At 62.7% G+C, this 20,456-nt stretch carries 20 protein-coding genes; 6 read left to right on the forward strand and 14 right to left on the reverse strand.

What is annotated here, in order from left to right; all coding sequences use genetic code 11:
• Positions 1-9: 9 nt before the first annotated feature.
• The 14 genes from FLQ44_RS00685 to cmk all read right to left on the reverse strand — a co-directional run bounded on the left by FLQ44_RS00685 (position 10) and on the right by cmk (position 11,768).
• Complete coding sequence (locus FLQ44_RS00685; protein ID WP_147692617.1) at positions 10-1,068, reverse strand: malate/lactate/ureidoglycolate dehydrogenase; 1,059 nt, start codon at positions 1,066-1,068, stop codon at positions 10-12.
• A gap of 7 nt (positions 1,069-1,075) precedes the next feature.
• The gene (gene ribD, locus FLQ44_RS00690; RefSeq protein ID WP_240801144.1) at positions 1,076-2,206 is read right to left on the reverse strand and encodes a bifunctional diaminohydroxyphosphoribosylaminopyrimidine deaminase/5-amino-6-(5-phosphoribosylamino)uracil reductase RibD; all 1,131 of its coding nucleotides are present in this window, start codon (positions 2,204-2,206) and stop codon (positions 1,076-1,078) included.
• A complete protein-coding gene (locus FLQ44_RS00695; RefSeq protein WP_147692618.1) occupies positions 2,203-2,745 on the reverse strand; it encodes a GNAT family N-acetyltransferase in 543 nt (180 codons plus the stop codon). The genes ribD and FLQ44_RS00695 overlap by 4 nt, the downstream gene beginning before the upstream one ends.
• Before the next feature lie 227 nt (positions 2,746-2,972).
• Positions 2,973-3,428 carry a transcriptional regulator NrdR gene (gene nrdR, locus FLQ44_RS00700; protein ID WP_017509956.1) on the reverse strand — a complete coding sequence of 152 codons (456 nt, stop codon included), beginning with the start codon at positions 3,426-3,428 and terminating at the stop codon, positions 2,973-2,975.
• Positions 3,429-3,496: 68 nt separating this feature from the next.
• Positions 3,497-4,018, reverse strand: coding sequence for an NUDIX hydrolase (locus FLQ44_RS00705; RefSeq protein ID WP_147692619.1), 522 nt, complete (start codon positions 4,016-4,018; stop codon positions 3,497-3,499).
• Positions 4,015-5,010, reverse strand: a complete 996-nt coding sequence (gene rfaD / locus FLQ44_RS00710; protein WP_147692620.1) for an ADP-glyceromanno-heptose 6-epimerase — start codon at positions 5,008-5,010, stop codon at positions 4,015-4,017. Before rfaD ends, FLQ44_RS00705 begins: the two co-directional genes overlap by 4 nt.
• 19 nt (positions 5,011-5,029) lie before the next feature.
• A complete protein-coding gene (locus tag FLQ44_RS00715; RefSeq protein WP_240801145.1) occupies positions 5,030-5,611 on the reverse strand; it encodes a DUF924 family protein in 582 nt (193 codons plus the stop codon).
• A gap of 23 nt (positions 5,612-5,634) precedes the next feature.
• The gene (gene rfaE1 / locus FLQ44_RS00720) at positions 5,635-6,597 is read right to left on the reverse strand and encodes a D-glycero-beta-D-manno-heptose-7-phosphate kinase (RefSeq protein ID WP_147692621.1); all 963 of its coding nucleotides are present in this window, start codon (positions 6,595-6,597) and stop codon (positions 5,635-5,637) included.
• Between the two features lie 13 nt (positions 6,598-6,610).
• Positions 6,611-7,357 (reverse strand): orotidine-5'-phosphate decarboxylase, encoded by a 747-nt coding sequence (pyrF, locus tag FLQ44_RS00725; protein WP_147692622.1) that lies wholly within the window; start codon positions 7,355-7,357, stop codon positions 6,611-6,613.
• A 31-nt stretch (positions 7,358-7,388) separates the two neighbouring features.
• On the reverse strand, positions 7,389-8,552 hold the full coding sequence (lapB, locus tag FLQ44_RS00730) for a lipopolysaccharide assembly protein LapB (protein ID WP_147692623.1): 1,164 nt from the start codon (positions 8,550-8,552) through the stop codon (positions 7,389-7,391).
• 31 nt (positions 8,553-8,583) lie between these two features.
• Positions 8,584-8,874, reverse strand: coding sequence for a lipopolysaccharide assembly protein LapA domain-containing protein (locus FLQ44_RS00735; RefSeq protein WP_147689196.1), 291 nt, complete (start codon positions 8,872-8,874; stop codon positions 8,584-8,586).
• Positions 8,875-8,998: 124 nt separating this feature from the next.
• Positions 8,999-9,292 carry an integration host factor subunit beta gene (locus FLQ44_RS00740; protein WP_026108145.1) on the reverse strand — a complete coding sequence of 98 codons (294 nt, stop codon included), beginning with the start codon at positions 9,290-9,292 and terminating at the stop codon, positions 8,999-9,001.
• Between the two features lie 9 nt (positions 9,293-9,301).
• Positions 9,302-10,984, reverse strand: a complete 1,683-nt coding sequence (gene rpsA / locus FLQ44_RS00745; protein ID WP_147692659.1) for a 30S ribosomal protein S1 — start codon at positions 10,982-10,984, stop codon at positions 9,302-9,304.
• 109 nt (positions 10,985-11,093) lie between these two features.
• Entirely contained in the window at positions 11,094-11,768 is a 675-nt protein-coding gene (cmk, locus tag FLQ44_RS00750) for a (d)CMP kinase (RefSeq protein ID WP_147689195.1), read from the reverse strand.
• 145 nt (positions 11,769-11,913) lie between these two features.
• Here cmk and aroA point away from each other — a divergent pair, with 145 nt between their 5' ends.
• From aroA to FLQ44_RS00780, 6 genes are all read left to right on the forward strand, one after another.
• Positions 11,914-13,206, forward strand: coding sequence for a 3-phosphoshikimate 1-carboxyvinyltransferase (gene aroA, locus FLQ44_RS00755; RefSeq protein ID WP_147692624.1), 1,293 nt, complete (start codon positions 11,914-11,916; stop codon positions 13,204-13,206).
• Between the two features lie 392 nt (positions 13,207-13,598).
• On the forward strand, positions 13,599-15,563 hold the full coding sequence (gene acs / locus FLQ44_RS00760) for an acetate--CoA ligase (RefSeq protein WP_147692625.1): 1,965 nt from the start codon (positions 13,599-13,601) through the stop codon (positions 15,561-15,563).
• A gap of 112 nt (positions 15,564-15,675) precedes the next feature.
• A complete protein-coding gene (locus FLQ44_RS00765; protein WP_147692626.1) occupies positions 15,676-15,942 on the forward strand; it encodes a DUF4212 domain-containing protein in 267 nt (88 codons plus the stop codon).
• A gap of 14 nt (positions 15,943-15,956) precedes the next feature.
• Positions 15,957-17,741 carry a sodium:solute symporter family protein gene (locus FLQ44_RS00770; protein WP_147692627.1) on the forward strand — a complete coding sequence of 595 codons (1,785 nt, stop codon included), beginning with the start codon at positions 15,957-15,959 and terminating at the stop codon, positions 17,739-17,741.
• A 96-nt stretch (positions 17,742-17,837) separates the two neighbouring features.
• Complete coding sequence (locus tag FLQ44_RS00775) at positions 17,838-19,739, forward strand: DUF294 nucleotidyltransferase-like domain-containing protein (protein ID WP_147692628.1); 1,902 nt, start codon at positions 17,838-17,840, stop codon at positions 19,737-19,739.
• Positions 19,736-20,449, forward strand: a complete 714-nt coding sequence (locus tag FLQ44_RS00780) for a 3'-5' exonuclease (RefSeq protein ID WP_147692629.1) — start codon at positions 19,736-19,738, stop codon at positions 20,447-20,449. The genes FLQ44_RS00775 and FLQ44_RS00780 overlap by 4 nt, the downstream gene beginning before the upstream one ends.
• Positions 20,450-20,456 lie beyond the last annotated feature (7 nt).

A 20,456-nucleotide genomic window follows, 5' to 3' on the forward strand; every position in this document is an offset into this window, starting at 1 on the left:
GTGGCTTCCTTACAGCAGCTCGGGGGCGGCCACGCCTGCGCTGCGCGCAGCGGCCAGGATAGCGGCCCATTCATTATCCGACATCTCCACCCCGTGCAGCGCTGCTTCGGCTGCGCGCTGGCGTTCCGGCTCGCCCGCCAGCATCAGCGGCGGCTGCCCGGCGGGGGGCGGTGAGCTGCGGATATAGGCCGCCATGGCGTCGTACTCCTCGCGCAGCCAGCTCACGTCGGCTACCGCCTCCGGGTCGATGATGATGGCGGTCAGGTTGTTCACAATGCCGCCCAGGCGGGCATTGCCCGGCTGCAGCGTACCGCCGCCCGACAGCAAACCGGCCAGGAACTCGATAGCCGCCACCAGGCCACCGCCCTTGTGTGCCGCGATGGGGCGCAGCGCCCCGGTGGGCTGCTCGTGCATGGCGGCGGGGTTGGCCGTAGGCAGGCCGGCGGCGTCCAGCATCACGGCTTCATCAAAGGTCTTGCCTGCCAGGTAGGCGACGCGCGTTTTGCCGTAGGCCACCATGCTGGTGGCAAAGTCCAGAACGAAGGCCGGCTCGCGCCCGCCCGCCGGAAACGCCACGCACAGCGGGTTGGTGCCAAAGCACGCTGCGGAACCACCAAACGGGGCCACCAGCGGCTGGGGAAAGTCTGTCACGTTGACAAAAAACAGCCCGACTTTACCCGCCGCAGCCACCTGCTCGCCATAGCTGCCGATGCGGCCCATATGGTGGCTGTTACGCACTGTGAGCAGCACGATACCGGTGTGGGCGACGCGCTCGATAGCAGCGTCCACCGCCTCGCGCACCACCCGCTGGCCGTAGCCGCGCTCGCCGTCAAATTGCAGAATCGCCCCGCTATCGTTCAGCAGCCAGGCGGGCTCGCCCGGCTGCAAGGTACCGGCACGTACACTCTCTACATAAAAAGGCAGCATGCCCACGCCGTGGCTGGGGTGGCCTTTCAGGTTGGCCGCCACCAGGTGCTGCGCCACCACATCGGCTTCTTCATTGTTAGAGCCCAGCGCCAGCAAGGTGGCGTGGGCCAGGCGGTACAGGGTGTGTTCGGTCAGCAGCATGCGGGGCTTAGCTCAGGTTAGGGTTGGGCTGCAGGGTCAGGCGCAGGTCGCGGCCCACCATGCGGGTATCGCTGATGTGCAGCGGCAGCTTGTCGTCCAGCGACTGCAGCGCGGGCCAGGCAAACAGCCCGCGTGCCGCATCGCCGGCCAGATAGGGCGCCAGATAGAGCACGATATCGTCTACCAGCCCGGCTTGTGCCAGCGCGCCGTTCAGGCCGGCGCCGGCTTCGACCATCAGCTGGTTAATGCCATCGGCTGCCAGGCTTTGTAACAGCGCGGCCAGGTCGACGTGCTGATCTGGCGCAGGCAACACGCGTATTTGTACGCCGCGCGCCAGATACGGCGCGTGCAGCTGGCTATCGGCCACCGCGGTTACCAGCAGGGTGGGCGCCACGGCGGTATCGTAAATGCGCGCCGCTGGCGGCGTGGCCAGGCGGCTGTCTACCACCACACGCAGCGGCTGGCACGGCACGGCCACCTCTCGCACGGTAAGCTGCGGGTCGTCGGCCAGCACGGTGCCGCTGCCGGTGAGGATGGCGCAGTTGGCCGCACGCAGCTGCTGCACATCCAGGCGGGCGTCGGGGCCGGTAATCCACTGGCTGACGCCATTAAGCAGCGCCGTCTTGCCATCCAGCGTGGCGGCAGCTTTCAGCGTGACCCATGGGCGCTGGCGTGTAACGCGCGACAGGAAGCCACGGTGTACCTGCTGCGCCTCGGCTTGCAGGCAGCCTGCCACAGCGGGAATGCCGGCCGCATTGAGCATGGCAATGCCGCGCCCGGCCACCTCGTGGTACGGGTCCACCATAGCGGCTACCACACGGCCGATGTTTTCCTTGATCAGGCGCTCGGCGCATGGCGGGGTACGGCCGTAATGGCTGCACGGCTCCAGCGTAACGTAGGCGGTAGCACCGGCGGGGCTGTGGCCGCGGGCGTAGCAGTCTTTGATGGCCTGGATTTCGGCGTGGTCGCCGCCTACGCGCAGGGTAGCGCCCTCGCCAATGATCTGGCCGTCGCGCACCAGCACGCAGCCTACGCCGGGGTTGGGGGCGGCACGGCGGGTAGCAGCGGCAGCCAGGCGCAGCGCCTGCTGCATGTATTGGTAGTCTTGCGGCTGCAAGTCCAGCGCCGTGCTCATCATGCCTGGCCTTGCGCGCTACGCCAGTCGGCAGCCAGCTGGCTGTAGATGCGCGCATCCCAGAAGCGCTCGCGGATGCGCAGATAGCCGCGCAACACGCCTTCCTGGGTAAAGCCGCTACGCTCGGCCACGGCGCAGCTGCGCAGGTTGGCCGCCGCGCTCACGATATCCACACGGTTCAAGCCCAGCTCGGCAAACGCGGTTTGCAGCACCTGCGCCAGTGCCTGCGGCAGGTAGCCGCGGCCAACGTAGGCGTCGGCCAGCCAGTAGCCTACGGAGCCGTGCAGGTTCAGCAGGCTCACGCCGTGCAGGTCGCACACGCCGGCGGGCTGGCCGTCGGCCACGATCAGCCAGGTGTAGACGCGGCCAGCGTCACGCTCGGCTTGCGTGTGCTGGATAAAGGTGAGCGAATCGGCGGGGCTGCGGGTGGTATCCACCCAGGGCAGCCACTGCGACAGGCTGTCGCGGCTGCTGTCTACCAGGGAAAACAGCGCATCGGCGTCGGCAGGTTCAAGCGGGCGAAGGGTAATCGGGGAGGTCATGTCAGGCTTTCTTATGGAACTGCGAGCCCACAGACTAAGGTTGGCCGCAAGCCAGCGTCAAGCCTGCACCGGCTGCCGCACGTGTAAACCGCACCGTGGCAGCCTGCGCGGTAGCCGGCTGCTACTGAAGACGCACGCCCTGCTCTCCTGCCCATAGCGCCCATGAAAAACCCTGCCGCGCAGGGCAGGGTTGTCTGGTTCACCGCGCCGTGGCGGCAGGCCCGGCTTTAGCCTTTGCCTTGTATTTCCTCGATGGCGTCGGTGAACTCGGAAATATCCTGGAAGCTCTTGTACACCGAGGCAAAGCGCACGTAGGCCACTTTATCCAGCTTGGCCAGCTCGTTCATCACCATTTCGCCGATATAGCGGCTGGACACCTCGCGCTCGCCCAGCTGCAGCAGGCGCTGGCTGATGCGGTTGATGGCGTCGTCTACCAGCGGGGTGGACACCGGGCGCTTGTGCAGCGCGCGCAGGAAGCTGGTGCGTACCTTTTCCACGTCGAACTCGGTGCGATGGCCGCCGGTTTTCACCACTTGCGGCATGCGCACTTCGGCGGTTTCAAAGGTTGTAAAGCGCTTGTCGCAGCTGGTGCAGCGGCGGCGGCGACGTATGCTGCTGCCGTCTTCGCTGACGCGGGAATCTACCACCTGGGTATCGGCGCAGCCGCAGAAGGGGCATTTCATGGCTTTACAATCCTGGCTATTTCAATAGCCTGATGTTATCAGCTATCGCCGCCGGGCAACAGTAATGCTCATTTTTTGGGCAAACACCTGTCGCCATCGCGCACGCTATGCACTGCGGCCTGTGCGTCGCGCGCATCAGCAGCGGCCAACATGGCCGGCAGGTGCTCGGGGAAAACAGGCTGTGGCGCGGCGGCCAACGCTGCACTGTCAAACCAGCGCCCCGCCCCCATGCTGGCTTGCTCCTGCGCGCTCCAGCCGTCTTGCTGCAAGGCGATGCGGCCAACCCGCACGTGAAAGTAATGCTCGTCGGCCCATACCTCGCGCCCATCCGGCAGGCGCATGGCAAACTGCCGCCGCGCCAGTGGCTCGCCGGGGTCGGCCAGCAGGTAGCCGGTTTCCTCGCGGCACTCGCGGCAGGCAGCCTCTGCCAGGCTTTCGCCTGCGTGCACGCCGCCACCGGGGGTGAACCAGTAAGCAATACGGCCGCCCAAAGCGGGCGGCCGGTAGGGGAACAGCAGCACCGCACCATCGGGATTGCGCAGCAGCAAACGGGCAGCTACGCGTACCGGCAGGGCGGCGTGTCGGCTCATCGGCTCATCAGCCAGTCCACGTAGCGGTCTACACCCTGCTCTACGGTGAGCATGGCATCGCTGTAACCGGCGCTGCGCAGCTTGCCGATGTCGGCCTGGGTGAAGCTCTGGTACTTGCCTTTCAGCGCGTCCGGGAAGTCGATGTACTCCAGAATGCCCTGCGCTACCAGCTCAGGCAGCGTCAGCGCCGGTTTGCCTTCGTGGCGGCGGCAGGCGTTGACGGTGGCCACGGCTACGTCGTTGAACGGCTGCGCGCGGCCGGAGCCCAGGTTGAAAATGCCGCTCTTATCCGGGTTATCCAGGAAGTACAGGTTCACCTTCACTACATCTTCCACCGACACGAAATCGCGGCTCTGGGTGCCGTCGGCGTAGCCATCGTAGCCACCGAACAGCTTGACCTTGCCGGTGTCGCGGTACTGATTGAAGTTGTGGAACGCCACCGAGGCCATGCGGCCTTTGTGCTGCTCTTGCGGGCCGTACACATTGAAGTAGCGAAAGCCCGCCACTTGCGCGGTCAGGCCTTCGGCCATGCGGCGGCGCAGGATCTGGTCGAACAGGAACTTGGAGTAACCGTACACGTTCAGTGGGCCTTCGAACTGGCGGTCTTCCTTGAAGGTAGTGCCTTTGCCGTAAGTCGCCGCGCTGCTGGCGTACAGGAAGGGGATTTCTTCGGCCTGGCAAAATTCGAACAGCTCCAGCGTGTACTGGTAGTTGTTCTCCATCATGTACTTGCCGTCGTGGTTCATGGTGTCGGAGCAAGCACCCTGGTGCAGGATGGCGGTGATTTCACCGTCGAAATCGCCACTGCCGATCAGGCTGATGAAGTCTTGCTTGTCCAGGTAGTCGCTGATTTCGCAGCCCACCAGGTTTACGAACTTGTCACCCTTGCTGAGGTTATCCACCGCCAGGATGTCGGTTTCGCCACGCGCGTTCAGCGCCTTCACGATATTGGAGCCGATAAAGCCGGCCGCGCCGGTAACCACGATAGTCATGCTTGTTCCTTGTATGCGTTCAGAAGGCGCTGCCTGGCTGGGCCAGAAATGACAGCTCGTCCTGGGTAGACGGCCGCCCCAGCGCCGCATTGCGGTGCGGGAAACGGCCGAAACGGGCGACGATCTCGTGATGCCGCCGGGCAAAATCGATTACATTGTCGCGCCCCGGGCTGCCCTGCGGCAGGCTCTCGAAACGGCGCACGGATGCTTCCTGGTCGGCCAGCTGCTCGCTGTGTTCCAGCGGCAGGTAGACAAACCAGCGCGCCACTGGCGGCAGGCGGATATCAAGCCGCGCCGCCAGCGCGGCGTGGCTGGCGGCCAGCGCCAGCGCGTCGGTGGCAAAGGCCTGCGCCTGGCCACGGTACAGGTTGCGCGGAAACTGGTCGGCCACGATCAGCCAGGCCAGCACCTGGCGCGCGTCGCTGGCGTCGGGCTGCAGCGTGCCTGCGGCCAACTCGGCCAGCAAAGGGGCAAAACGTTCGCGGATGATGCCGTCAAACACCGGGTCCTTCTTGAACCAGGCATCACGCGGCAGGGCCAGCATGTCGTCGCTGCTGCCCCCGAACCAGAACTGCAGCACTTGCTCGTACCAGATCATCATCCGCTCCTTGCTAAACAGGGTGGTTACAAGGCAAACAGCTCGCGCTGGTGGCACACGGCGGTACCCAGCTTGGCCACCACAATGCCGGCGGCGGCATTGGCCAGGCGCATGGCCAGCGGCATGTCCAGCCCTGCGGCCAACATCAGGCCCAGGGTGCCGATAACGGTATCGCCGGCACCGGACACGTCGTATACCTCTTGCGCCAGCGTGGGCTCGTGCACGGCGCCCGCTTCACGGTACAGCGTCATGCCCTCTTCGCTGCGCGTCACCAGCAGCGCGTCCAGCTGCAGCTGGCTGCGCAGCGCCTGCGCCTTGGCGGCCAGCTGCTCCTCGTTCTGCCAGCTGCCGGCTACTTGCTTGAACTCGCTGCGGTTAGGCGTGAGCAGCGTGGCGCCGGCGTACTTGCTGTAATCGTCGCCCTTGGGGTCGATCAGCACCGGTTTGCCGGCGGCGCGCGCCAGTTCGATCATGCGGCTTACATGGGTGAGGCCGCCTTTGCCGTAGTCGGACAGGATCACCACGTCGTGTTCGGCCACGATGGCAGCGTACTCGTCCAGCTTGTCGGCCAGAATCTCGTGGCTGGGCGCGTCTTCGAAATCCAGGCGGATCAGCTGCTGCTGCCGCGCCACCACGCGCAGTTTGATGGTGGTGGAAATACCGGGGTCACGCTTGAACGACGGGGTAATGCCGTCGCTTTCCATCAGCCGTGTCAGCGCGGTGGCGGCTTCGTCGTCGCCCACCACGGACAGGATGGTGGCCTTGCCGCCCAGGCTGGCAATATTGCGCGCCACGTTGGCCGCACCACCAGCGCGCTCTTCCATGCGCGCGATCCTGGCCACCGGCACCGGGGCTTCGGGCGAGATGCGCGATACGTCGCCAAACCAGTAGCGGTCCAGCATCACATCGCCTACCACCAGCACACGGCTAGCGGCCAGGCGGCGGGTCAGGTCTTCCGGGCTCAGGCCCAGCTGTTGCATCAGGGTCATGGGCTACCTCGGCTCAGGCCAGGCTGGCCTGGTAGGCCTGGATATCAGCATTGATCTTGTTCAGCACCATCAGCGGGTCGTCGGCACGGGTGATGGGGCGGCCGATCACCAGGTAGTCGGAACCGGCTTGCAGCGCGGCAACCGGCGTCATCACGCGGCGCTGGTCGTCGGCGGCGCTGTCGGCCAGGCGGATGCCCGGCGTCACCAGCTTGAAGCCCTGGCCCAGCTCGGCTTTCAGCACGCCGGCTTCCTGCGCCGAGCACACGACGCCATCCAGGCCGCTATCGCGGGTGAGGCGCGCCAGGCGCAGCACGTGCTCTTGCGGCGGCACGGTAATGCCGATTTCCAGCAGGTCGGCGGTGTCCATGCTGGTGAGCACGGTCACGGCGATCAGCAGCGGGCGCTGGCTGTACTGTGCCAGCGCGTCGGCCGAGGCTTCCATCATGCGGCGGCCGCCACTGGCGTGCACGTTTACCATCCACACCCCGGCTTCGGCGGCCATTTTGCAGGCGTGTGCCACGGTATTGGGGATGTCGTGGAATTTCAGGTCCAGAAACACCTGGAAGCCGCGTGCGGCCAACTGTTCCAGCAGCTGCGGGCCGGCGGCGGTAAACAGCTCCTTGCCTACCTTGAGGCGGCACTGCGAGGGGTCCAGACGGGAAGCAAAGGCCAGTGCGGCGTCTGCGGTGGCAAAGTCCAGCGCCACCAGTACCGGCGAATTAACGTTGGCCGCAAAGCCATGTGCCATTAACGGGTTCATGTTTTCCTGTCTTTCTTGTCGCGTATTCGGTTCAGTGGTTTTCGGAGCGGTTAGGCGTAAAGCTTTCCCACTCGCCGCAGGCGGGGCAATGCCAGAAGAATGCCCGCGAGCGGAAGTTGCAGCGTTTGCAACGGTGTACGGTCAGGCGCTGCGCGTGTTTCATGATCAGCGCACGCGCCACTTCGGCGTCCAGGCGGCCTTCGGTGCTGAGCTCGTCCATCTGCGATTCCACCAGGCGGTAAACACCCAGCAGGCTCGGGCGGGCGTGTACCGCCTCGCGGGCGGCTTCCAGCGCGCGGGCTTCGCCTTCGTAGGTAGCCACCTTCTGGTACAACAGGTCGGTGAGCTCCAGCTGCGAGAAGGTGCGCTGATAGCCGCGCAGCAGCGCAATGCCTTCTTGCGGCTTACCCTGCGCCTCATAGGCGTCAAACAGGCGCTCGGCCACCATGGCCAGGTATTCGTAGTTTTGCTTTTCGATGGTTTGCCACGCGGCAATGGCGGCCTCGTGCTGGCCCTGTGCCGTTTCGATATCGCCCAGCAGAATGCTGGCACGCACGCATTTACGGTTGGCCGCAAAAGCTTGCTGCACCATATCGCGTGCTTTGTCGTAGTCGGACTGGTATAGCGCGCCCTGGGCCAGCTCGCAGTAAAACTGCGCCACTTCGTGCTGGAAGCTGTGCGCATCGCTGCGCAGCTCCAGCGCGGTGGCAATGGCTTTGGCCCAGTCGCGGTCTTGCTGATAAATAGACAGCAACTGCTCGCGCGCGGCACGGCCCATGGTCTGGCTATCCAGCAGCTTCACCAGGATCTCTTCGGCACGGTCTACCAGGCCGGCTTTGTGAAAGTCTTGCGACAGCTCGAAGCGCACCAGCGCTTTTTGCTCGCGCGTGAGGTCGGGCAGGTCCAGCACCTGCTGATGCAGGCGGATGGCGCGGTCGTTCTCGCCACGGCGGCGGTACAGCTTGCCCAGGCTCAGCTGTACTTCCAGTGCGTGCGGGTGGGCACGCGCCACTTCGGACAGCGAGCGGGCGGCCACATCGGTCTGGTCATCTACCAGCGCGTCCAGCCCTTTATAAAAACCGGCAGGTACTTCACGTGCCTGCTTCAGCACTGCACGCATGTCTACGCGTGCGGCGAACCACCCCAAACCGAAAAAGGCCGGGAACAGTAACAGCCACCACAAATCGATATCCAAAATTCAACCTCGGAGCAAAAAACAGGATGGCTTAGTCGGCCAGGGCGTCGCTGGGGTCTACCACCACCTTGCTGCCCTGACGGGAGCGCAGCTCTTTCTTGAGCTGCGACAGCTCGCGGCGTACGCGCAGGGAATAGGCAAACGTGGCCACCAGGCCAATCAAGGCGCCTGCCACAAAGAAAATCAGCAAGAGCAGGATGAGCGGGGCTTGCCAGCTCTGGCCAAAGAACAGCTTGAATTCCACTACGGCACTGTTTTGCACCGTCACGGCAATCAGCAATACCAGCACGAGCAGCTCAAACAAGCGGAAGAGATAACGCATCGGGGGCTTTCGCATCGTCGCAATGGTGCAAGTTTAAACGAAAGCGACACCCCTCCCAAGTAAAGCGCAGATAAAAAAAGCGCCGCAGACAAGCTGCGGCGCTTTGGGACAGGCAAAAAACTGCTTAGTCGTTCGAACCGGTCAGATCAACCCGCTCTCTCAGTTCTTTACCTGCCTTGAAGTGAGGCACGTATTTCTCAGGAACGACAACGCTGGAGCCAGACTTGGGATTGCGGCCCATCCGCGGCGGACGGTAGTTCAGATCGAAGCTACCAAAACCGCGGATTTCGATCCGCTGCCCTTTTGCCAAGCTGCTGGCCATTGCATCCAGAATGGTTTTAACAGCCAGCTCAGCATCTTTGGCGACCAACTGAGGATAACGCTCGGCAAGCCTCGCTATAAGCTCAGATTTGGTCATGTCCATCACTTATTCGTTGCCGCCGGACAGTTTAGCCTTCAGCAGCGCGCCCAGGCTGGTGGTACCAGCGGAAACGTTGGAGTCGCCAGCGCCGATAGCAGACATGGCTGCTTTCTCTTCCTGTGCGTCCTTGGCTTTGATAGACAGGCTGATAGCGCGGGACTTGCGATCAACAGCAATGATCACAGCCTCAACTTCGTCGCCTTCTTTCAGAACCGAGCGAGCGTCTTCAACGCGGTCGCGGGACAGTTCGGAAGCACGCAGGTAGCCTTCAACATCCAGGTCCAGAGTCACGGCGGCGCCTTTGGCGTCAACGGTCTTCACGGTACCTTTAACCAGCGCGCCTTTGTCGTTCATGGCTACGTAGTTGTTGAACGGATCGCCTTCCAGCTGTTTGATGCCCAGGGAGATACGCTCTTTTTCCACGTCGATGGACAGAACGATGGCTTCAACCTCGTCACCCTTCTTGAACTTGCGCACAGCGTCTTCGCCGGTTTCGTTCCAGGACAGGTCGGACAGGTGTACCAGGCCGTCGATACCGCCAGGCAGGCCAACGAACACGCCGAAATCGGTGATCGACTTGATCGCGCCTTTCAGCTTGTCGCCTTTCTTGAAGTTGTCAGCGAACTCGTTCCATGGGTTAGCCTGGCACTGTTTCATGCCCAGGCTGATACGACGACGGTCTTCGTCGATTTCCAGGATCATCACTTCTACTTCGTCGCCAACCTGAACAACCTTGGACGGGTGTACGTTCTTGTTGGTCCAGTCCATTTCGGACACGTGTACCAGGCCTTCGATGCCTTGTTCGATTTCCACGAACGCGCCGTAGTCGGTCAGGTTGGTTACCTTGCCGAACAGACGGGTGCCGGACGGGTAACGACGGGACAGGCCCACCCACGGATCTTCGCCCAGTTGCTTCAGGCCCAGGGATACGCGGTTTTTCTCCTGATCGAACTTCAGGACTTTGGCTTCTACTTCGTCGCCAACTGCCAGAACTTCGGACGGGTGCTTAACACGGCGCCAAGCCAGGTCGGTAATGTGCAGCAGACCATCGATACCGCCCAGGTCAACGAACGCACCGTAGTCGGTGATGTTCTTGACGATACCTTTGATGATGGCACCTTCACGCAGGGTTTCCAGCAGCGCTTTGCGCTCTTCGCCCAGGGTTTCTTCCAGAACAGCGCGGCGGGAAACAACAACGTTGTTACGCTTGCGGTCCAGCTTGATAACCTTGAACTCAACTTCTTTGCCTTCGTACGGGGTGGTGTCTTTCACCGGACGTACGTCAACCAGGGAACCCGGCAGGAAGGCGCGGATGCCGTTAACCATAACGGTCAGGCCACCTTTGACTTTGCCGCTGATAACGCCGGACAGGATCTTGCCAGCTTCCAGAGCCTCTTCCAGGTCAACCCATGCAGCCAGACGTTTGGCTTTTTCACGGGAGAGCTTGGTTTCGCCAAAGCCGTTTTCCAGGGAGTCGATCGCAACAGTAACGAAATCGCCGATAGCAACTTCAACTTGGCCGTTGTCGTTCTTGAACTCTTCAACCGGGATCAGGGATTCGGACTTCAGACCGGCGTTAACAGTCACGAAGTTGGAATCGATGCCAACGACTTCAGCGGTGATTACTTCACCAGCACGCATTTCTTGCAGAGCCAGGCTCTCTTCGAACAGGGCGGCGAAGCTATCCATAACGAGGGTAGTCATCAGATGTAACTCTCAGGCATGCCTTGCGTCACGCGGGGTTAGGTTTTTCATACGCCGTCAGCGCAAGGTATGACAGACGGCGGCTTACAAAAAATTAATGGCCGGTGCCACGGGCCTTGTCGAACCACGACAGTACCTGCGCCACCGCTTGTTCGATGGTCAGGTCCGAGGTGTCCAGCAAGTGGGCATCCGGCTCTTGTCTTAGCGGGGCAACCGCCCGTGCCGCGTCGCGCGCGTCACGATCGGAAATATCCAGCTGAATCTGAACGAGGTTAGCAGATTCCCCTTTTGCGATCAACTGCTTATAGCGACGTTCGGCGCGCACCTGGGCCGATGCGGTCAGAAAAACCTTCAATTCCGCCCGAGGAAACACCACCGAGCCCATATCGCGGCCGTCGGCTACCAAGCCTGGCGGCACCAGAAAATCGCGCTGGCGGGTCAGCAGTGCGGCGCGCACGGCGGGCAGTGCAGCCACTTTCGAGGCGCCCATGCCGATATCTTCGGCACGGATGGCCGCACTGACATCGGCCTCGCCCAGCCAGGTCTTGCCGTCGTGAAACGCCGCCGGCAGCTGTGCGGCCAGGCGCGCCACATTCTGCTCGTCTTCCCAGCTTACGCCTTCGCGCAGTGCGTATAGCGCCGTAAGGCGGTACAGCGCGCCGGAATCCAGATAATGCAGCCCAAGCTGCTGTGCCACCAGGGCAGCCACCGTGCCCTTGCCGGAAGCGGAAGGGCCGTCGATGGTAATGACAGGTTTGAGCGTAGGCATGGCGAAGACCTTGAATCAAAACCGGCAATTGTAGCGCAAGCAGTACAAAAAGAGAGCGTTTGCGTGGCGGCGCACAATACGGGTACAGTCGTTGCCGAGATCACCCGGCGGGGCGCAGCCCTGCAGCAAAACAGACAAGAACACCATGGAACAACTACATCTACAAGCCATCGGCCCACTGGCCGGCACCATCAAACTCCCCGGTTCCAAGAGCATTTCCAACCGCACCCTGCTGCTGGCCGCACTGGCCGAGGGCAGCACCCTGGTGCGCGACCTGCTGGACTCCGACGATATCCGCCGCATGCTGGAAGCGCTGGCCACGCTGGGCGTGCGCATCGAGCAGCAAGGCGACAGCCGCGACTTTCTGGTGCACGGCACTGGCGGCGCTTTTAGCGTAAAAGACGCCGACCTGTTTCTGGGCAACGCCGGCACTGCTTTCCGCCCGCTGACCGCAGCCCTGGCGCTGATGCAGGGCCACTACCACCTGCACGGCGTGCCGCGCATGCACGAACGCCCGATTGGCGACCTGGTCGACGCGCTGCGCGTGGCCGGTGCCGACATCGACTACCTGGGCAACGACGGCTACCCGCCGCTGCAGATCAAACCGGCCAGCCTGAACGCCGGCCAGGTCATCCCCGTAAAAGGCAATGTGTCCAGCCAGTTCCTGACGGCCCTGCTGATGGCACTGCCGCTCACCGGCGAGGACGTCACCATCGAGGTGGTGGGCGAGCTGATTTCCAAACCGTATATCGAAATCACCCTGAACCTGATGGCACGCTTTGGCGTACAGGTGCAGCGTGACGGCTGGCAGTGCTTCACCATCGCGCGCGGCCAACGTTACACCAGCCCCGGCGAAATCCACGTGGAAGGCGACGCCTCCAGCGCGTCCTACTTCCTGGCCGCCGGTGCGCTGGCCGGTGGCCCGGTGCGCGTGGAAGGGGTTGGCCGCAGCAGTATCCAGGGCGACGTAAAGTTTGCCGACGCGCTGGCGCTGATGGGTGCCGAGATCACCCTGGGCGACAACTGGATCGAAGCCCGCGCCCCGGCCGGCGGCCTGCAGGCCATCGATGTAGACCTGAACCACATCCCCGACGCGGCCATGACCATCGCCGTGGCCGCGCTAGCCGCCAAGGGCACCACCACCATCCGTAATGTGGAAAGCTGGCGCGTGAAAGAAACCGACCGCCTGGCCGCCATGGCCACCGAGCTGCGCAAGGTCGGCGCCAGCGTGGTGGAAACGCAGGACAGCATCAGCGTCACCCCGCCAGCGCAGCTGATGGCTAACGCCGAAATCGACACTTACGACGACCACCGCATGGCGATGTGCTTCTCGCTGGTGGCGCTGCTGGGCACCCCAGTGGTGATTAACGACCCGAACTGCGTGGCCAAGACCTTCCCCGACTACTTCGAGGTACTGGGCAAGCTGGCCGCAGGCTAGGCACGACCTTTGCTAAGGCCACGGCAGTGGCCTGTCGAAAACACCCCCTGTCCGTTTTGACGGCAGGGGGTGTTGCATTGGGCCCTGCCTGTCATCCCGCCCTCGCCTGCCAAGCTCCCGCCCTGTGGCACGGCCCGTCTTTTGACCGCGGCTCACCAGAAAAAGCAGTATTACCACACCCTTTCCGCCTGTAATCCGCCACGCTCCCACCGCAAAAAAATCAAGCACAAGCCATTGATTAAATAGATTTTTTGCACTGCAAAATCAGCCAGACTGATTTGACATATTCAAAAATGCGATTGGGAAGCAACGCTACCCGGCGCGTATAGAGTAGCGTTTGTAACAGTTTGTAAGCTTTTATCGCTACCACACCTCTAGAAGGATCTGCAGCCATGTCCGGAATCGAATCGGTACTGAAAGAAACGCGCCGCTTTCCCCCGGCAGCCAGCTTTGTCGAACACGCTACTGTCCCTGGCCGCGAAGCCTACAACGTACTGTGCGACAAGGCGGTTAACGACTACGAAGGCTTTTGGGGCGAACTGGCGCGCGAGCTGCTGCATTGGCAAAAACCGTTCAGCCGCGTGCTGGACAGCAGCCAGGCGCCGTTCTTCCGCTGGTTTGACGATGGCGAGCTGAACGCCTCCTACAACTGCATCGACCGCCACCTGCCGCACAAGGCCAACAAGACGGCCATCATTTTCGAAGCGGATGACGGCCAGGTAGAACACATCAGTTACCAGCAGCTGCACGACCGCGTGGCACGCTTTGCCAACGGCCTGCTCAGCCTGGGCATAGGCCGTGGCGACCGCGTGGTGATTTACATGCCGATGGTGCCGGATGCCGTGGTAGCAATGCAGGCATGCGCCCGGATAGGAGCCATACACTCGGTGGTATTTGGTGGCTTCTCGGCCGGCGCCGTGCGCGATCGCGTGCAGGATGCCGGCGCCAAAGCCGTGATTACGGCCAACGAAGGCTTGCGCGGCGGTAAAAGCGTGCCATTGAAAGCCACGGTAGATGACGCACTGGCCGACGCTGCCTGCCCTACCGTGCAGCACGTGATTGTGCTGCAGCGCACCCCTGCCCAGCCTGCCTGGCAGCCTGGCCGCGACCTGTGGTGGCACGAGCTTACCCAGGGCCAGGCTGATCATTGCCCGCCGGTTGCCATGAATGCAGAAGACCCGCTGTTCATCCTGTACACCTCGGGCTCTACCGGCAAGCCCAAAGGCATCCAGCACAGTACCGCCGGCTACCTGCTGGGTGCCCTTAACAGCTATCGCTGGATTTTCGATGCCAAAGAGAATGACGTGTTCTGGTGCACCGCCGACGTAGGCTGGATTACCGGCCACAGCTACGTGGCTTACGGGCCGCTGGCGTTTGGCGCCACCCAGATCATCTTCGAAGGGGTGCCTACCTACCCGGATGCCGGCCGCTTCTGGCAGATGATAGAACGCCACAAGGTCAGCATCTTCTATACCGCCCCCACCGCCATCCGTTCGCTGATCAAGCTGGGCGCCAAGCTACCGCAGCAATACGACCTGTCCAGCCTGCGGCTACTGGGCTCGGTGGGCGAGCCGATCAACCCCGAAGCCTGGATGTGGTACTACGAAGTGGTAGGCGGCAGCCGCTGCCCTATCGTGGATACCTGGTGGCAGACCGAAACCGGCAGCCACATGATTGCGCCGATGCCAGGCAGTCTGGACATCAAGCCAGGCTCCTGCACGCTGCCTTTGCCCGGCATTCTGGCGGACATCGTTGATGAGGCCGGTGCCCCGGTAGAGCCGGGCAAGGGCGGCTTCCTGGTGATCAAAAAGCCCTTCCCTTCCCTGGTACGCACCATCTGGAACGACCCGGACCGCTTCAAGAAAACCTACTTCCCCGACGAATTCAACGGCGAATACTACCTGGCAGGTGATTCGGCCAACCGCGACGAAGACGGCTACTTCTGGATTCTGGGCCGTGTGGACGACGTGCTGAACGTGTCCGGCCACCGCCTGGGCACCATGGAAATCGAGTCATCCCTGGTGGCCAACCCGCTAGTGGCCGAAGCGGCCGTGGTGGGCAAGCCGCACGACATCAAGGGCGAGGCGGTGGTGGCTTTTGTCGTGCTGAAAGATGCCCGGCCAGAGGGCGAGGAGGCACGGCGCATTGCCGCCGAGCTGAAAAACTGGGTGGCCCACGAAATCGGCAAGATTGCGCAGCCGGATGAAATCCGCTTTGGCGACAACCTGCCCAAAACACGCTCCGGCAAGATCATGCGCCGCCTGCTGCGCGCCATTGCCAAGGGCGAGGCCATTACCCAGGACGTTTCTACCCTGGAAAACCCGCAGATTCTGGATCAACTGCAGCAAACGCAGTGATAGCCGGCCCCGGCCGGGGCTGGCGCAAGGTTGGCCGCAAGGCCTGTGTGTAACAACGTGTCAGGAAGCAACGGTATAGCAAGAGCATCAACCATCAGAGGAGAGTAACGAGATGTCTACAGACAATAAGAGCAAGGCGGACGCCTACTGGGCGGACACGCTGAAACTGCTCTGGATCGTGTTGGCGATCTGGGCGGGCGTGTCGTATTTCGCGGGCATTTTCTTCGCAGGTGCACTGAACAGCATCACCATAGGCGGCTACAAGCTCGGGTTCTGGTTTGCCCAGCAAGGCTCCATTTACATTTTTGTCGGCCTCATCTTCTGGTACGCGGCGCGCATGAACCGCCTGGACCAGGAGCATGACGTGCACGAAGACTGAGAAAGGGGCACAGCATGGACTTGAAGCTTCTTACCTATATCGTGGTCGGCCTGTCGTTTGCGCTGTATATCGGCGTAGCGATCTGGGCCCGCGCCGGCAGCACCAAGGAGTTCTACGTGGCCGGTGGCGGCGTACACCCCGTGGTGAACGGCATGGCCACCGCCGCCGACTGGATGTCTGCTGCCTCGTTCATCTCGATGGCGGGCATCATTGCCTTTGCCGGTTACGATGGCTCGGTATACCTGATGGGCTGGACCGGTGGCTACGTGCTGCTGGCCGTATTGCTGGCACCGTACCTGCGCAAGTTTGGCAAGTTCACCGTGCCGCAGTTCATCGGTGACCGCTACTACTCGCAGTCGGCGCGTATCGTGGCGGTGATCTGCCTGATCTTCATCTCGTTCACCTACGTGGCAGGCCAGATGCGCGGTGTCGGCATCGTGTTCTCGCGCTTCCTGGAAGTAGAAATCACCACCGGCCTGATTACCGGCATGGGTCTGGTGTTCTTCTACGCCGTGCTGGGCGGCATGAAGGGCGTGACCTACACCCAGGTAGCGCAGTATGTGGTGCTGATCTTTGCCTACACCATTCCGGCCATTTTCATCTCGCTGCAAATCACCGGCAACCCGCTGCCGCAGCTGGGCCTGGGCGGCAGCGTGGCTTCCGGCGAACCGTTCCTGAACAAGCTGGACAGCGTGGTCACGCAATTGGGCTTTGGCGCTTACACGCTAGGCAGCAAGTCGATGATCGACATCACCGCCATCACCTTTGCGCTGATGGCCGGTACAGCTGGCCTGCCGCACGTGATCGTGCGCTTCTTCACCGTACCCAAGGTACGTGATGCACGCTCATCCGCCGGCTGGGCGCTGGTGTTCATCGCCATCCTGTACACCACGGCACCGGCGGTGGGCGCCATGGCACGCTACAACGTGCACGCCACCGTCAATACCGCAGTCAGCAGCGGCGGCGACCTGTTTGCACCGGAAGCCGCGCTGAAGTACGAAGAGCGCCCGGAATGGATGCAGCGCTGGGAAAAAACCGGCCTGCTGAAGTACGAGGACAAAAACGGTGACGGCCGCATCCAGTACTACAACGAGAAGAGCAAGAACGAAGCCTTCCTGGCCCAGGCTGAAGCCGCCGGCTGGAAGGGCAACGAGCTCAACGTTGACCGCGACATCATGGTGCTGGCCAACCCCGAAGTAGCCAAACTGCCGAACTGGGTAATTGCCCTGGTGGCCGCCGGTGGCATTGCCGCCGCGCTGTCTACCGCAGCCGGCCTGCTGCTGGTGATTTCGGCGGCGGTATCGCACGACTTGCTCAAGAGCGTATTCGTGCCGGACCTGTCGGAAAAAGGCGAGCTGATGGCCGGCCGTGTGGCCTCGGCAGTGGCCGTGCTGATTGCGGGCTACCTGGGCTATAACCCGCCAGGCTTTGTGGCGGAAGTGGTGGCGTTTGCCTTCGGCCTGGCGTGCTCGTCGCTATTCCCTACCATTCTGCTGGGTATCTTCTCCAAGCGGATGAACAAGGAAGGCGCGATCGCCGGCATGCTCAGCGGCCTCACCTTTACCTTCTGCTACATTCTGTACTTCAAGGGTATTTTCATTACCCCGATGGCAGAAAACGTGCCGGCCAACTGGCTGTTCGGCATCTCGCCAGAAGGCATCGGCTCGGTTGGCGCCATCGTCAACATCGTGGTGGCCTTTGTGGTATCCCGCTTTACCGCCCCGCCACCGGCGCATATCCAGCACCTGGTGGAAGACATCCGCACCCCGCGTGGAGCAGGCCAGGCACAAGCGCACTAAACCCGACGCCACCCTGCACTTCAGGGTGGCAGAAGGCGCAAGTCAAGCCCGCTGCCTGCAGCGGGTTTTGCTGGCTCCTTCGCACATGTACACCCCATGCATAGCGCCCCCAACCCGACCCTGGTCGAAGCCACCGTCAGCTTTCTGACCCAGCACAGCCCCTTTGATGGCATGGAGGCGGCGGCACTGCAGTTTCTGGGCGAGTCGCTACAGCTGGCTTACTACCCGCAGGACAGCTTCCTGCTTACCCCCGACATGGGGCCGCCGCCGTTTTTCTTCATCGTGCAGCGCGGCAAGGTGTTGTCGCGCGAAGACGGCGACATCGCCAGCCACAACCTCACCCTGTCGGCCGGCGAGTGCTTTCCTATCGGCGCCAGCAGCGGCAGCCGCGCCACGGTGTGCCATTACTCGGCGCTGGAAGACACCTTCTGCTACCGCCTGCCCGCCCATCTGTTTGCGCAGCTGCTAACGCTCAGCCCGGTATTCAACCGCTTTTGCGCCAGCTACCTGTCCACCCTGCTGGGCCAATCACGCCGCGACATGCAGCTGCAGTTTTCGCAGCGCGCACTGGAACAGCAATCGCTGGCCACCCCCCTGCGCGACCTGCTCAAGCGCGCGCCGGTCACCGCCAGCCCCGAGCACAGCATCGAACAAGTACTGGCCATCATGGGCGAACACAACGTCGGCTCGGTGGTCATGGTAGACAGCCACGGCCAGCCGCAGGGCATCTTTACCCAGTCCGACCTGCTCAAGCGCGTGGTACTGCCCAAGGTCGATACCCGGCTGCCCATCAGCCAGGTGATGTCCACCCGGCCGCACACCATCAGCCGCCACGCCAGCGCCTACGACGCCGCGCTGGCGCTAGCCACCCACGGTGTACGCCACGCACTGGTGGTAGATGAAAACCAGGTACTGCAAGGGGTGGTTTCGGAACGCGACCTGTTTGCCATGCAGCGCATCGGCCTGCGCCAGATACGCTACGCGGTGGAAACCGCCGCCGACATGACCGCCCTGCACCAGGTTGGCCGCGACCTGCGCCAGCTCACCACCAATATGCTGGCGCAAGGCGTGGGGGCCGAGCAGATCACCCAGTTCGTGTCGGCGCTGAACGACAGCATTACCGCCCGCATTATCGAGCTGAACCTGCAGCAACACGACCTGTACGGCATAGACTGGGTGTGGCTGGCCTTTGGCTCCGAAGGGCGCGAAGAACAAACCTTCAGCACCGACCAGGACAACGGCCTGCTGTACCTCTGCCCGGAAGCCTACGACAAAGACCAGGTACAGCTGCGGCTGCTGGATTTTGCCGCCGACGTCAACGCCGACCTGGACCGCTACGGTTTCCCGCTGTGCAAGGGCAATATCATGGCCAGCAACCCGGCGCTGTGCCTGACACTGGAAGAATGGCAAGAACGCTTCCGCCGCTGGATCGCCAGCCCCGACCCCAAGGCGCTACTGAACGCGGCCATCTTTTTTGACCTGCGCCCGCTGTACGGTAAGCGCCACCTGGCCAACCAGCTGCAAAAGCAGCTGTTTGCCTACAGCCGGCCCAACAGCCTGTTCCAGCGCATGCTGGCGGCCAACGCGCTGAGCGTAGCGCCACCCCTGGGCCTGCTACGCGATTTCGTTACCGAAGACCACCACGGCGAAGGCGGCTGGCTAGACCTCAAGACCTGCGGCAGCCGGCTATTTGTCGATGTCGCCCGCGTGCTGGCGCTGTGCTACGGCATGGCCAGCAGCAATACCGCGCAACGGCTGGAGCAGGCCGCCGCCCACATGGACACCCCGCGCGAGGAAGTACGCGGCTTGATCGATGCTTTCCAGTTCATCCAGATGCTGCGCCTGCGACACCAGCACCTGGAACAAGAACTGGGCCGCCAGGGCGACAACCTCATCCAGCCGGACAAGCTCAACCCGCTGGACAGGCGCATCCTCAAAGAAGCCCTGCGCCAGGCCCGGCGGCTGCAACAGCGCCTGAAACTGAAATACCAGCTATGACCTGGCCACGCTGGCTGCACTGGCTGCAGCGCACCCCGCCCGCCGCGCTGGACGACTTGCAACGACAGCGGCTACAGCACTGGCAGGCGCTACCAGACACCGACTGGCAGCAAAACGCCCGCCACACGCGGCTACTGGTGGTAGATGTGGAAGCCAGCGGCCTGAACCTGCGCCGCGACATGCTGATTTCCATCGGCAGCGTGGCGCTGCAAGATGGCGGCATCGACCCGCGGCAGGCGTTTGAAGTGGTACTGCGCCAAGAGCAGGTCTCGTCCAGCGACAACATTCTCATCCACGGTATCAGCGGCGCGCAGCAACGCGAGGGCATGCCGCCGGCCGAGGCGCTGTTACAGTTTCTGGAATACAGCGGCAAGGCACCGCTGGTGGCCTATCACGCCTTTTTCGACCAGCACATGATTGCCACAGCCATGCGCCGTCACCTTGGCCTGCACTACCAGCCGCGCTGGCTGGACCTGGCCTGGCTGCTGCCGTCGCTGTTTGCCAGCCGCCAGGCACACGTGGTGGCGCTAGACGACTGGCTGACGCGCTTTGGCATCCGCAACCACCGGCGGCACAATGCCATTGCCGACTGCCTGGCCACCGCCCAGCTACTGCAAATGGCACTGCACCGCGCCGAAGAGCGCGGCATCACCACCCTGAAAGCGCTGGCAGCTACCGAACGCCTGCGCCGACACAACAACCCCGTTTAACAAGGAG

The sequence above is a fragment of the Vogesella mureinivorans genome, assembly GCF_007644035.1.
In the GTDB taxonomy this organism is placed as follows: Bacteria; Pseudomonadota; Gammaproteobacteria; order Burkholderiales; family Chromobacteriaceae; genus Vogesella; species Vogesella mureinivorans.